12 protein-coding genes are annotated in these 12,527 nt (G+C 62.7%); 9 read left to right on the forward strand and 3 right to left on the reverse strand.

The genetic code is table 11. From position 1 onward, the window contains the following. Positions 1-2: 2 nt before the first annotated feature. On the reverse strand, positions 3-1,010 hold the full coding sequence (locus KI612_RS14730) for an inorganic phosphate transporter (protein ID WP_226440823.1): 1,008 nt from the start codon (positions 1,008-1,010) through the stop codon (positions 3-5). 14 nt (positions 1,011-1,024) lie between these two features. Then, positions 1,025-1,663, reverse strand: a complete 639-nt coding sequence (locus KI612_RS14735) for a DUF47 domain-containing protein (protein ID WP_226440824.1) — start codon at positions 1,661-1,663, stop codon at positions 1,025-1,027. Positions 1,664-1,768: 105 nt separating this feature from the next. On the opposite strand from KI612_RS14735, the gene KI612_RS14740 reads away from it, so the two are divergent. The 3 genes from KI612_RS14740 to KI612_RS14750 are packed head-to-tail and all read left to right on the forward strand — an operon-like array spanning position 1,769 to position 3,970. Further along, on the forward strand, positions 1,769-2,101 hold the full coding sequence (locus tag KI612_RS14740; RefSeq protein ID WP_226440825.1) for a hypothetical protein: 333 nt from the start codon (positions 1,769-1,771) through the stop codon (positions 2,099-2,101). Positions 2,102-2,129: 28 nt separating this feature from the next. After that, the gene (locus tag KI612_RS14745; RefSeq protein WP_226440826.1) at positions 2,130-3,176 is read left to right on the forward strand and encodes an aldo/keto reductase; all 1,047 of its coding nucleotides are present in this window, start codon (positions 2,130-2,132) and stop codon (positions 3,174-3,176) included. After that, the gene (locus KI612_RS14750; protein ID WP_226440827.1) at positions 3,173-3,970 is read left to right on the forward strand and encodes a ferritin-like domain-containing protein; all 798 of its coding nucleotides are present in this window, start codon (positions 3,173-3,175) and stop codon (positions 3,968-3,970) included. Before KI612_RS14745 ends, KI612_RS14750 begins: the two co-directional genes overlap by 4 nt. Here KI612_RS14750 and KI612_RS14755 read toward each other — a convergent pair. Next, positions 3,967-6,798, reverse strand: coding sequence for a response regulator (locus tag KI612_RS14755; protein WP_226440828.1), 2,832 nt, complete (start codon positions 6,796-6,798; stop codon positions 3,967-3,969). The two genes, KI612_RS14750 and KI612_RS14755, sit on opposite strands and share 4 nt — an antisense overlap. Positions 6,799-7,220: 422 nt before the next feature. Between KI612_RS14755 and KI612_RS14760 the strand changes: the two genes are divergently transcribed. The 6 genes from KI612_RS14760 to KI612_RS19910 all read left to right on the forward strand — a co-directional run bounded on the left by KI612_RS14760 (position 7,221) and on the right by KI612_RS19910 (position 12,526). After that, a complete protein-coding gene (locus tag KI612_RS14760; protein ID WP_226440829.1) occupies positions 7,221-9,077 on the forward strand; it encodes a DEAD/DEAH box helicase in 1,857 nt (618 codons plus the stop codon). Positions 9,078-9,372: 295 nt separating this feature from the next. Continuing rightward, positions 9,373-9,822 (forward strand): hypothetical protein, encoded by a 450-nt coding sequence (locus KI612_RS14765; RefSeq protein ID WP_226440830.1) that lies wholly within the window; start codon positions 9,373-9,375, stop codon positions 9,820-9,822. Positions 9,823-10,028: 206 nt separating this feature from the next. Then, complete coding sequence (locus KI612_RS14770) at positions 10,029-10,760, forward strand: DUF2325 domain-containing protein (protein ID WP_226440831.1); 732 nt, start codon at positions 10,029-10,031, stop codon at positions 10,758-10,760. An 88-nt stretch (positions 10,761-10,848) separates the two neighbouring features. Next, positions 10,849-11,025, forward strand: a complete 177-nt coding sequence (hemP, locus tag KI612_RS14775) for a hemin uptake protein HemP (RefSeq protein WP_226440832.1) — start codon at positions 10,849-10,851, stop codon at positions 11,023-11,025. A 114-nt stretch (positions 11,026-11,139) separates the two neighbouring features. After that, entirely contained in the window at positions 11,140-11,769 is a 630-nt protein-coding gene (locus KI612_RS14780) for an energy transducer TonB (RefSeq protein WP_226440833.1), read from the forward strand. A 1-nt stretch (position 11,770) separates the two neighbouring features. Continuing rightward, positions 11,771-12,526, forward strand: coding sequence for a MotA/TolQ/ExbB proton channel family protein (locus tag KI612_RS19910; protein ID WP_319002953.1), 756 nt, complete (start codon positions 11,771-11,773; stop codon positions 12,524-12,526). The last annotated feature ends 1 nt before the right edge of the window (position 12,527 follow it).

The raw sequence follows: 12,527 nt of genomic DNA on the forward strand, positions 1-12,527 counted from the left end.
GTTCAGAGGATCAGGCGGCCGACGTACCAGGCGATGGCGGCCATCAGGGCGCTGCACGGGATGGTCAGGATCCACGCCCAGACGATGCCGCCGGCCACACCCCAGCGCACCCGACGGGCACCACGCGTCGAGCCGACGCCGGCAATCGCGCCGGTAATCGTGTGCGTCGTGGACACCGGCACACCCAGCGCCGTCGCCATGAACAGGGTAATGGCGCCACCGCTGTTGGCACAGAAGCCGCGCGGCTGGTTGAGCTTGGTGATGCGGTTGCCCATGGTCTTGACGATGCGCCAGCCACCGAACATTGTCCCCAACCCCATGGCCGAATAGCACGAGAAGACGACCCAGCTCGGAATGTGGTCATGCGAAGTCGACATGCCGGCGGCGATCAGCAGCATCCAGATGATGCCTATCGTCTTCTGGGCGTCGTTACCGCCATGCCCCAGGCTGTAGGCTGCCGCGGAAAGCAGCTGGAAGCGGCGAAAATACTTGTCCACCTTGCGTGGTGCCATATCGCGGCAAATCCACGAAACGATCACCATCAAGGCGCCGCCAATCAGGAAGCCAAGGAGTGGCGCGATGAAGATGAAGGCAATGATTTTGAGCACGCCGGAAGAGATCAGGCCGCCGATCCCGGCCTTGGCGATCGCCGCACCGACCAGGCCGCCGACCAGGGCATGCGAGGAAGACGAGGGAATGCCGTAATACCAGGTGATGATGTTCCAGATGATGGCGCCGACCAGCGCTCCGAAAATGATGTAGTGGTCGACGATGCTCGGATCGATGGTGCCTTTGCCTATCGTGCCGGCCACCTTCAGTTCGAACAGGAAATAAGCGAGAAAATTGAAGGCTGCGGCCCAGATCACCGCCTGATGCGGCTTGAGGACGCGCGTCGAAACAATGGTGGCAATCGAATTTGCCGCATCGTGAAAGCCGTTCATGAAATCGAACAGCAGGGCCACGACCACCAGGGTGACGACGACCCCGAAACTGATTTGTACGGTATCCATACCGAGCTGCCCGCTCAGGAGTTTTCGAGAACGATGGCCTCAATCGTGCCGGCAACGTCCTTGCAACGATCACTGACCGATTCAAGGATTTCGTAGATTTCCTTGAGCTTGACGACCTGGCGCACATCCGGCTCCTCGCGGAAGAGCTTGGACATGGCCTCGCGCAACATGCGGTCGGCGTCCGACTCAAGATGGTCGATTTCGTGACAGATACGCAGGATTTCCGGCGCATTGTCCATGCTGTGCAGCAGTTTGACGACGGCCTGCACACGGCTGCAGCACTGCTCGGTCACACCGGCCAGCAGGCGCGCCTCGGGCGGAACGCTATGTACGTCATACAGGGAAACCGACTCGGCGACGTCCTGGATGATGTCGAGAATGTCGTCCATGCCATTGATCAGCTGATGGATCTCGTCGCGATCGAAAGGGGTGATGAACGAAGTATGCAGCTGGGCCAGCGTGCTGTGCGTGATTTCATCGGCCTGGCGCTCGATGTTGTCGATGTCTTCAGCGTGCTTGCCAGCTTGCTCCGGGACTTCAACCAGAGCGTCGATCAGGCCGGAAAGTGCCTTGCCGCCTTGCACGATCAGCTCCGCATGGGCATTGAAAAGATCGAAATACTTGCCCTCTTTGGGCATCAGCCGTCCGAACATGACAATCCTGTTAAGTAATTATTACAGGCCGGCATTCTAGCACGCGGCACCTGCCAACCCGAGGGCAACAGCGCATTTGCACGAGGCTTGCCGCTAAAATGCGGCATGATTTGCCACACACTGCCTGCCGATGCCTTCGGCGACCACTTCGAACTCTCGGCGCTACCGCTGCCGCGACCAGCCGACGGTTACGCCGTGCAGCGCCTCGACACCGACACCCTGCTCGACCGCGCCAGCGGCCGTTTCCTGCCCGTACGCAATCCCGAATTGCAGGCGCTGTTCACCAGTTTCGCCGCTGCCCATGCCGCAGCTACCGCCTGGGTACTCGCCAACTGCGCGAACCCTGTCGAGCATCAGCTGGCCATCGTACCGGCCGGCTTCGACCCCGTTCTGCAGCGCCATGTGCTGATCTACGGCGTGCTCTGCGGTCAACCCTGATTTTCGTGCCATTTTCCGGAGAATGACCATGTCCCCGTTTACCACCCGCCCCCTCGGCCGCAGCGACCTGCTCGTCCCCGACGTCTGCCTCGGCACGATGACCTTCGGTGAGCAGACCGGCGAAGCCGACGCACACGCCCAGCTCGACTACGCGCTGGCCGCCGGCGTCAATTTCATTGATACCGCCGAAATGTATGCCGTGCCGGCCCGCCCGGAAACCAGCGGCGCTTCGGAGAAAATCGTCGGCCGCTGGCTGGCCCGGCAGCAGCGCGACAAGGTCATTGTCGCTACCAAGGTGGCCGGCCCGGCGCGCAGCATGAGCTGGATCCGCAACGGCCCGCTCGCCCTCGACCGCGCCAATATCCGCGCCGCCATCGAAGGCTCGCTGCGCCGCCTGCAGACCGATTACATCGACCTTTACCAACTGCACTGGCCGGAGCGCAACCAGCCGATGTTCGGCCAGTGGCAGTTCGACCCGGCCGGCGAACGCGGCGCCACGCCGATCCGCGAGCAGCTCGAAGCGCTTGCCGAGCTGGTCCGCGAAGGCAAGATCCGCCAGATCGGCGTTTCCAACGAACACCCGTGGGGCATCATGCAATTCACCCGGCTCGCCGACGAACTCGGCCTGCCGCACATCGTCGCGACGCAAAATGCCTACCACCTGATGAACCGTGTCTTCGAAACCGGCCTGACCGAGGTTTGCCACCGCGAACAGGTCGGCCTGCTCGCCTACTCGCCGCTCGCCTTCGGCCACCTCAGCGGCAAATATCTCGACAACCCGGCGGCCAGCGGTCGACTCACGCAATGGCCGGCTTTTGGCCAGCGCTACACCAAGCCGAACGTCATCCCGGCCGTCACCGCCTACGTCGAACTGGCCCGCCGCCACGGCCTGACGCCGACGCAGCTGGCGCTCGGCTTCGTGCGTTCGCGCTGGTTCGTCGCCAGCACCATCATCGGCGCCTCGTCGCTGGAGCAACTCAAGGAAACCCTGCCGGCGACGCAGACGCCGATTTCCGCCGAACTGCTCGGCGAAATCGACGCCATCCACCTGCGCTACACCAACCCGGCACCATGAGCGCTTCCTTATATGCAGCCTTGGCCACGGCGCTGGCCGCGACGGAAATCGACGAAAAAATCGCGTTGACCGTACAGCTCGCCGCCGACTGGCAGGCCGGCCGCCTCGACTGGCTGGATGCCGGCCCGGTCGAACTCGTTTGCGGCCGACCGGCCAAACCGGAACTGGTACCGCCGCTGCGCGCCCCGCAGCGCAACACGAAAAGCCCGGAAGGCCGCGCCCGCCTGCTGCACGCCATCGTGCATATCGAATTCACGGCGATCAATCTGGCGCTCGACCATGCTGCCCGCTTCCGCGGCCTGCCGCAGCAGTATTACGCCGACTGGATCGGCGTCGCCGCCGAAGAGGCCGGGCACTTCAATCTGCTGCGCCAGCGCCTGCGCGAACTCGGCCACGACTACGGCGACTTTCCGGCGCATGCCGGGCTCTGGCACATGGCAGAAAAAACCACCGGTGACGTGCTCGCCCGCATGGCGCTGGTGCCGCGCCTGCTCGAAGCGCGCGGCCTGGACGCGACACCGCCTATCCAGCGCAAGCTGGAAGCGGCCGGCGACGAGACATCGGCCCGCCTGCTCGATACCATCCTGCGCGACGAAATCGGCCACGTCGGCCTCGGCGACCAGTGGTTCCGCCATCTTTGCAAGGAACGCGGACTCGAACCGGAAATCACTTATCGGCAGCTGTTGACCGATCTGGAAGCGCCCTGGCCACAGGCACCGCTCAACGAAGCGGCACGCCTCGCCGCCGGCTTCAGTTCAGAAGAATTGAGCGCACTACTCGCCGCCCGCCCTTAACGCGGCGGCAACCACTGCAGGAGTGCCGCGAACAGCAGATCCGGATTGACCGGCTTGGCGACGTGCGCGTTCATCCCCGCCGCGAAGCAGAGTTCGACATCCTCGCCAAAGGCATTGGCAGTCAACGCGAGGATCGGTACCGCTTCATAGCCGGGCAGCTGACGAATGCGACGGGTCGCTTCCGGACCGTCCATCACCGGCATCTGCATGTCCATCAAAATCAGATCGAAATGTTGCTTCTGGACGATGTCGACCGCCTGGGCGCCATCGACCGCAATTTCAAAGGCCAGATTGACACTTGCCAGCAACTCGATCGCCACCTCGCGATTGATCTCGTTGTCCTCGACCACCAGTACGCGCTGGCCGGCATACCCGGCGATCAAGCGTCGCTCGACCTCACCCTCCTCTGTGGCAGACGGCGAAGAGCCGGTCCCGGCAAGATGACGCAGACTCTCGTAAAGCACGCTGGCTGAAACCGGCTTGGCAAGCACAGCCTGGAATCCGGCCTGCTTCCAGCACTCGCCATCGAGCTGATTGTCGTAGGCGGTCACCAGCAGATGCGCCGGACGATGGCGCAGCGGCATGCAGGCCAGCGCCTGCGCCGCGGCAATGCCATCCATGCCGGGCATGCGCCAGTCAAACAGCACGGTGAAAAACGGATCACCCGCGCAATCGGCTTCCTCGATCATCTGCAAGGCCTGCGCCCCGCCGTCCGCCTGGGCAACCCGCAGCGCCATCCGTTGCAGGAGATCGCTCAACACCTGACGCGCCTCGGCATGATCATCAACCACCAGCACCCGCTTGCCGGCCAGGGAAGCCAGGGGCAACTGCGCCACCGACCCGTCGGCAGCACGCCCGAGCCGGGCGGTAAACCAGAACACGCTGCCTTTGCCCGGCGTGCTGTCGACACCGATCTCGCCTCCCATCATCGCCACCAGCCGCCGGCTGATCGCCAGCCCCAGACCGGTGCCGCCATATTTGCGCGTCGTCGAACTGTCGGCCTGCTCGAAGGCAGAAAAAAGGCGCGGAATCGCCGCCGGATCGATTCCGATACCGGTATCGCGCACCTCGAAGCGCGCCAGGACGTAATCGCCATTCTCTTCGACCACATCGCCCCGCACGACAACCGAGCCATGCTCGGTGAACTTCACGGCATTGCCGGCAAAATTGATCAGGATCTGCCCCAGACGCAACTGGTCGCCCTGAAATACGCCCGCCAGCGCAGGCGCCAGATCACAGACCAGCTCCAGGCCCTTGGCGCTGGCGCGCTCGACCACCATGCCGGCAACCGACGCAAACACCTTTTGCATCTCGAAGCTGCTGTATTCAAGATGCAGATGGCCGGCCTCGATCTTGGAAATATCGAGAATGTCGTTGATCACCGACAACAGATGGTGGGCGGCATCGCTGATCTTGCGCAAACGCTCGACCTGGGTGGCATCACTCAATTCCTTCTGCAACAGATGCGTCAGCCCGACTATGGCATTCATCGGCGTCCGGATCTCGTGACTCATGTTGGCAAGAAAAGCGCTTTTCGAACGACTGGCCTGCTCGGCGATGTCGCGCGCCAGAGCCAGCGCATCGTTGGCATCTGCCAGGTCACGGGTGCGCTGCCCGACTTTCTGATCGAGTTCTTCGGCCCAGTGACGCAGCGCCGAGGTTTGCTCGCCTATCGTGTCGAGCAGGCTGTCAAAAAGCTGGGCAAGGCGCACCAATTCATCATCACCCGGCAAAGCGCCAATGCGGGCATCGGCATTGCCTGCGCCGACGGCACGCATGGCCTGCTCGATACGCCCGAGCGGATTCAGGACACTGCGTGCCAGGCGCCACGAAATCCAGGTTGCCAAAGCCGAGACAACAATCAGCGAGGTCAGCAATATGCCCAAGGCCCACCAGCGAAACGACTCGAAAGGCGCCTCCGGAATGCCGACATAGAGCATCCCGACCCGCTGGCCGGAAAAATCGAGTAGCGGCTCATACGCGGTAAGCGCCCAGTGATCGACCACGAAAGCCCGCTGCACCCAGGTTTCGCCACGATCAAAGACGGCCTCCTTGACCTGCTGCGAGACGCGGGTTCCGACTGCGCGTTCGCCATTCGTCTGACGCACACTGGTCGCAATCCGCACATCACCGAGAAACAGCGTCACCGTGCCACGCACCCCGAGTTGGCGCAAACCACCCGCCGTGATGGTTTCAGTCAATTCATCGACAAATGTTTCGCCGCGGTTCAACAACCGGCCACCGACCACGGTCGCGATCACTTTCCCGGACTCGTCACGCATCGGCGCTGCCGCAACGAGCACCAGACCACGCGCCTCATCCTTGCGTTCGCTCGGTGCCGCCATCGGCGTCGCCAGCAAATCGAGATGTGCACGGCCCGGCAAATCGGCAGAAAGCATGGCCAGCTGCTCGGCCGGCAATACTTCCAGCCCCACGTCGGCCCTGGCCTCCCGCTCGACATGACGCAAGACACTCAGACTGGCGTAGGGCGTGCCGGCCGCGGAGCCGTCGCCGGCTGCCAGCACCTTGCCCTGGGTATCGAGAATGGCGAGAAAGTCGAAGCGGACATTTTCCTGGCGAGAAGCCAGCACCTCGTCCAGCCCGACATCGGTCGCCTCGGCCCGCACCAGACGACGCATCCTTCGCGAGTCAGCCAGACTGCGCGTCATGGTCAGTGCTTCGACCTCGACGTGCGCAAGCTGACTGTGCGCCATCGCCAGGTCCCCAACCACCTTGTGGGTCAGAAAGCGATCGAAATAGGCATTGCCGAACACCAGCAGGATGCCCCCCAGCACCGGTGCCGCGAGCAGGGGCAAGAAGGCAAGCACCCACAAGCGCCACCTCAGCGACACAGGCCGAAAGCGTCCAGCTACGGTCAACTTCCTTGCAATTGCAAAAATGGTGCTCTTCCCTCGGTTCCTTCCCGCTGCCAAATCGCTGGAAAGTTATTTTATGCTGACAGAAATGATGCGCCGAAGCGCTCAAATAGGCAATTAGCGGTCGACTGTGGAAACTAGCCATTTCCGAGCGAGCCAAAATAGAGTAAACTAATAATATCAATGCGTTGATCCATTGCCCGCAGGGCCCCCGAGCAGCTACCGCTTCATCCCTCGTTTGCAGTTCACTTACAGGTCGCACCATTGAATCGCCCCCTAGGCATAGCTGCGTCAGGGGAACTCAGGCCGCCCGACCATCGGGCATACACGCCGCAAGCCAATAAAAGCAAGCAGCGGCGTCGAAAGGAAACAGCATGACATCACCCGCTGAAAGCTTTGCCGATCTCGGCTTAAGCCCCACGCTACTCCAGACACTGATCGAAATCGGCTACGAAACCCCGTCGCCCATCCAGGCCCAGTGCATTCCCATCCTGCTCGAAGGTCACGACCTGATCGGCATGGCCCAGACCGGCACCGGCAAGACCGCTGCCTTCGCCCTGCCGCTGATGGAACAGATCGACGTCAAGTTGATGAAGCCGCAGGCGCTGATCCTGACCCCGACGCGCGAACTGGCCATCCAGGTTGCCGAGGCGCTGCAAAGCTACGCCAAGAACCTGCCCGGCTTCCACGTCCTGCCGATCTACGGCGGCCAGAGCTACACCATCCAGCTCAAGCAACTGTCGCGCGGCGCCCACGTCATCGTCGGCACGCCGGGTCGCGTCATGGACCACCTCGAGCGCAAGACGCTCAACCTCGACAACCTGAAGACCATGGTTCTCGACGAAGCCGACGAAATGCTGCGCATGGGCTTCATCGACGACGTCGAATGGATTCTCGAACGCACCCCGGAAAAGCACCAGACCGCACTGTTCTCGGCCACCATGCCGGAACAGATTCGCCGCGTCGCCCAGAAATACCTGGTCGAACCGCGCGAAATCAAGATCAAGTCGGCCACTGCCACCGTCGCCGCCATCCGTCAGGTGTACTGGCAGGTTTCCGGCATGCACAAGCTGGATGCCCTGACCCGCATCCTCGAAGTTGAAGAAGACTTCGACGCCGCCATCATCTTCGTGCGCACCAAGACCGCGACCGTCGAACTGGCTGACAAGCTCTCCGCCCGCGGTTATGCCGCTGCCGCCCTGAACGGCGACCTCAACCAGCAGATGCGCGAACGCGTCATCGAGCAGTTGAAGTCCGGCGCCCTGGACATCGTCATCGCTACCGACGTTGCCGCCCGCGGCATCGACGTGCCGCGCGTCAGCCACGTCGTGAACTACGACATCCCGTACGACACCGAAGCCTATGTGCACCGCATCGGTCGTACCGGCCGTGCCGGCCGCACCGGCAACGCCATCCTGTTCGTCGCCCCGCGTGAAATCCGCATGCTGCGCACGATCGAGCGCGCCACCCGTTCGCCGATCGCACCGCTGACGTTGCCGAGCCGCGCCGACGTCACCAACAAGCGCGTTACCGACTTCAAGCAAAAGGTCGTTGAAGTGCTCAATGCCGAAGGCCTCGATTTCTTCTCGAACATCGTCTCGCAAATTGCTGAAGAGCAGAATGTCGGCGCCGAAGAAGTGGCTGCCGCACTGGCCATGATGGCCCAGGAAGGCAAGCCGCTGCAGATCGCCGGTGAAGATCCGCGTCCGGCCCCGGCCCCTGCTTTCGACAACCGTGACAGCCGCGCCCGTCCGGGCAGCTTTGGCGAGCGCGACCGTGCGCCGCGTCCGCAAGGTGACCGTCCGCGCTTTGAAGACCGTGGCGACAAGCCGCGCTTCGAGGATCGCGGCGAGCGGCCGCGCCGCGAAGAACGCCCGACCCGCTCGGCACCGAGCGGCGACATGGTGCGTTACCGCATCGATGTGGGTCGCGACCATGGCGTCCAGGTCAAGGACATCGTCGGCGCCATCGCCAACGAAGCCGGTATCGAAAGCCGCTTCATCGGCCGCATCGCACTGTACGACGAGTCGAGCACCGTTGAACTGCCGGCCGGCATGCCCGCCGAAGCGTCCAACGCATTGAAGCGCACCCGCGTCCGCGGCGTGCCGATCAACCTGCGTCAGGACGAAGGTCGGACGGACGGTGGCTTCAGCGGCGAACGCAAGTTCGACGGTGAGCGCAAGTTCGATGGTGACCGCAGCAAGTTCAAGAAAAAGCCCGGCACGTACTGATCTTCAAACGCCCTACCCAGAAAAAGCCACGGCCCGCGCCGTGGCTTTTTTGTTTTCTCCGGCGACAAACCTGCCTTGCGAGCAGCGCAAGCAAAAACCCAATTCGCATCAATAACAATAATTCTTGTTTACATCAAGAAATAGCACGTCTATGATGAGAACCATTATCAACAACCTGGACGAAATACGTGGCAGACGCCGTATCCATGATGTCTGCAGACCTCATTCTCCAGCATTTCCCAACCCGCTGTTCATACCAATCACCACCGTCCGAGCCAGAAAAGAGAGGTATCGCATGCTTGCACCACTAAAGAATCGCGCCCTGCTTGAACGCGATCAGGCCGGCCCCCAAACCGACCTGAGCTACCTGACACCGGCTGATCGTCAGTATCTGCAGCATCTTGAGGCAGAAAACGAATCGTTCCGGCTCGCTCTACGCCAGGCCCGGCGCAGCCAGCGTCGCAGCGCCAGCCTGGCGGCTCGCCAGGTCGTCGCCCAACTCAACGAAATCAACCGCCTTGCCGACCTCAATTCGCACCTGAAAAAACGGCTGGAAGCCTTCGAGTCCGGCCAGGTCATCATTGAACTGGGGCGCAAACTCGTTGAACTGAGCGAAGCCAACGACTCCTTGAACACGACCGCACAACGTGTCTGGTTTCTTGAAAAGACCATCTGCGCCGCCCATGCCGAATGTGAACGCCTTTATCGCGAACGTGACGAAGCCAGGTTCGCCGGTCACGGCTAAGAAGAAATCTCATCCCGTAACAGCCAGCCAACCGGAAGCCCGGCCAGCCAGCGATATTCTCGCCAGGAGCCGACATGCCCGGAGCCGCCAAAACCTCGCTCGCCGCAAGCAACGCGACGCGCACCGCCCCCTCCACCCCAGCCTCTGGGCAAAAAAGGCCGCCCGGACAGGTCGACCGTAGCCGACCACCCAACGAAGTCTTGACCTTGAACGCCCTGCTGCGCGACAACGCGCAATTGCGCCGGCAATTGCATACCGCACTTGCCGAGAACGAAGCTCAACGCGCCGAGAAATCGCGGGAAACCGCCCGACTCGGCGAACGCGTCACCGAGTTGCGGGCCGAGCTGGCCGGACACGAAGCGGCGGCTGCCAAGCTGGCCGGCCAGTTGCACACCCTGCAGCAAAGCCTGCCCGACCTCCGGGAGCGTCAGATCCTGGCCCGCCGAGCGACCGACGCCGAGGCACGCGCCAACGCCTTGAGCGCACGCCTGGCAGAACAGGAATCAGCGGCCGAGCACTGGCGACGACGTTACCTGAGCGCCCAAAAACAGCTCGCATTGGCGCCGGAACAGATCCCCGGGCTGCCAGCAGCTGACGATGAAGCGACAGCTCTGACCGGCAAGTGCATTCTCTGCATCGGCACGCACAGCAGCGCAACCGAAGCCTACCGCGGCATCGTCGAAGGACGCGGCGGCCGTTTTCTGCAACAGCATGCCGAGCAGCTTGAAAACCCGAAGGACATCGCCGCCGCGCTGAGCTCTGCCGATCTCGTCATCTGCCAGGCCGACAGCATCAGCCGCCAAGATTGCCGGCGGTTGCACGCCCAGTGTCGGCAAAGCGACACGCCATGCATTTTTCTTCAGAAGCCAGGCCCTGCCGGCTTTGGCCGCATCGTCAGCGCCGCCTTTGCGCCAGGCGAACGCATCACGCTACGCTAAAGCCACACCCTGATCATGGACAAGTTGTTGACATCGATTCTCAATTACCGAATAATAAGATCCATTCTCGTTTGCATTCGGAACCACGATGAACACCTTGTCCAAGACTCCGCCCTCCCCGCCCCAGGCTGAAAGCAGCGATAACCGCCCACGCCTCGAAAGCGAGCAGATCCTGCGCGGCAGCAACACGGCCGAAATCGAGCATGCCGGGCAGCGTTACCTGCTGCGGGTAACCCGCGAAAACAAGCTGATCCTGACCAAATAAGCCTCTCCGTTGTAAACCTCTCGTTCCCGTAGCCAGCAAGCTTACCGCCAGCGAGCCAAGGGTTTTTTCCCGCAAGGCGGCTGGTTCAACCTGAAAAACGCCATGAGTTACGTCTTGTCACGCCCTTCCCCTTTCCAGCGCAGCGGTCTGCTCGGTGTCGTCATTGGCCTGCATGTCGGCATCTTTTTGCTGATTCTGGCAGCCAAAACGATCGCGCCGCAGATCATGGAAATGCCACTCGTGGTCGACCTGCTGCAGGCCCCGGAAATGGAAAAGCCGCCAGAGGCCAAACCGCTGCCGGTCGTCAAGCCGCAACCGGTCAAGCAACGCCCGACCCCCACCCCGAAAACACCAACCCCGGCCATCGAGACGACGACCAGCACGGTCGCCGCGCCAAGCGCCCCGGCCGTCGCCGCCCCTGATCCCAAACCGGCACCCGCCGCACCCGCCGCCGAGCCGGTCAGCCAGGCCCGCTTCGATGCCGACTACCTGCGCAACCCGGCCCCGGCCTATCCGCCGCTGGCGCGCCGCATGGGCGAGGAAGGCAAGGTCATCCTGCGCGTTTCGGTCAATCCGCAAGGCACCGCCGACAGCGTCGAGATCAGGACCTCGTCGGGCAGCCCGCGCCTCGACGAAGCCGCCCAGAAAACCGTACGCAACTGGAAATTCATACCGGCCAAGCGTGGCGATGCCGCCATTCAGAGCTGGGTCCTGGTCCCCATTATTTTCAAATTGGAGCAATAACATGCAGGAAACCCTCCCTGATACCGCCGCCAACGCCTTTGGCTTCGCCCATCTGTGGGCGAGCGGCGACCTCATCTCGCACAGTGTCGCGATCATCCTCGCCCTGATGTCGATTGCCAGCTGGTACCTGATCCTGGCCAAGGCCTGGGACTGGTGGACGGTACGCCGCGCCGCCCGTGCCGTCGGCAAGTTCTGGACAGCCACCAGCTTTGCCGAAGGCATCGAACGCCTGCGTGAAGCCGGCAGCGAAAGCCCCTACGCCCAACTTGCCGAACAGGCCAATTGCTGCAACCACGAATGCGAAGCCGTTACCGGCCGCCTCGCCTCGCGCTTCGACCCGGCCGAACAGATGGAACGCGCCCTGCGCCAGCAACTGTCGAGCACCCAGGCAAGCATGGAAAACGGCCTGACCCTGCTCGCCACGACCGGCGCCACCGCGCCCTTCGTCGGCCTGTTCGGCACGGTGTGGGGCATTTACCACGCCCTGGTCGCGATCGGCCTGTCCGGCCAGGCCGCCCTGGAAAAGGTCGCCGGCCCGGTTGGCGAGGCGCTGATCATGACCGCCGCCGGCCTCGCCGTCGCGCTGCCCGCGGTCTTTGCCTACAACGCCTTTGCCCGCGCCAACCGCGTCATCCTGGCCGACCTCGACGCCTTTGCGCACGACCTGCATGCCTTCTTTACGGTCGGCAAGCCCTTCGTCGCCAACAGCGCCCAGATCCACCCGATGCGCGCCCGCGCTGCCGCCGAGGTCGCGTAAT

Origin of the sequence: Quatrionicoccus australiensis (assembly GCF_020510525.1) — a bacterium.
Classification (GTDB): domain Bacteria; phylum Pseudomonadota; class Gammaproteobacteria; order Burkholderiales; family Rhodocyclaceae; genus Azonexus; species Azonexus australiensis_B.

Excerpts from the sequence above, each read along its gene's own strand:
- KI612_RS14730 (WP_226440823.1), bottom strand. The coding sequence starts at position 1,010 with ATGGATACCGTACAAATCAGTTTCGGGGTCGTCGTCACCCTGGTGGTC.
- KI612_RS14735 (WP_226440824.1), bottom strand. The coding sequence starts at position 1,663 with ATGTTCGGACGGCTGATGCCCAAAGAGGGCAAGTATTTCGATCTTTTC.
- KI612_RS14740 (WP_226440825.1), top strand. The coding sequence starts at position 1,769 with ATGATTTGCCACACACTGCCTGCCGATGCCTTCGGCGACCACTTCGAA.
- KI612_RS14745 (WP_226440826.1), top strand. The coding sequence starts at position 2,130 with ATGTCCCCGTTTACCACCCGCCCCCTCGGCCGCAGCGACCTGCTCGTC.
- KI612_RS14750 (WP_226440827.1), top strand. The coding sequence starts at position 3,173 with ATGAGCGCTTCCTTATATGCAGCCTTGGCCACGGCGCTGGCCGCGACG.
- KI612_RS14760 (WP_226440829.1), top strand. The coding sequence starts at position 7,221 with ATGACATCACCCGCTGAAAGCTTTGCCGATCTCGGCTTAAGCCCCACG.
- KI612_RS14765 (WP_226440830.1), top strand. The coding sequence starts at position 9,373 with ATGCTTGCACCACTAAAGAATCGCGCCCTGCTTGAACGCGATCAGGCC.
- hemP (WP_226440832.1), top strand. The coding sequence starts at position 10,849 with ATGAACACCTTGTCCAAGACTCCGCCCTCCCCGCCCCAGGCTGAAAGC.
- KI612_RS19910 (WP_319002953.1), top strand. The coding sequence starts at position 11,771 with ATGCAGGAAACCCTCCCTGATACCGCCGCCAACGCCTTTGGCTTCGCC.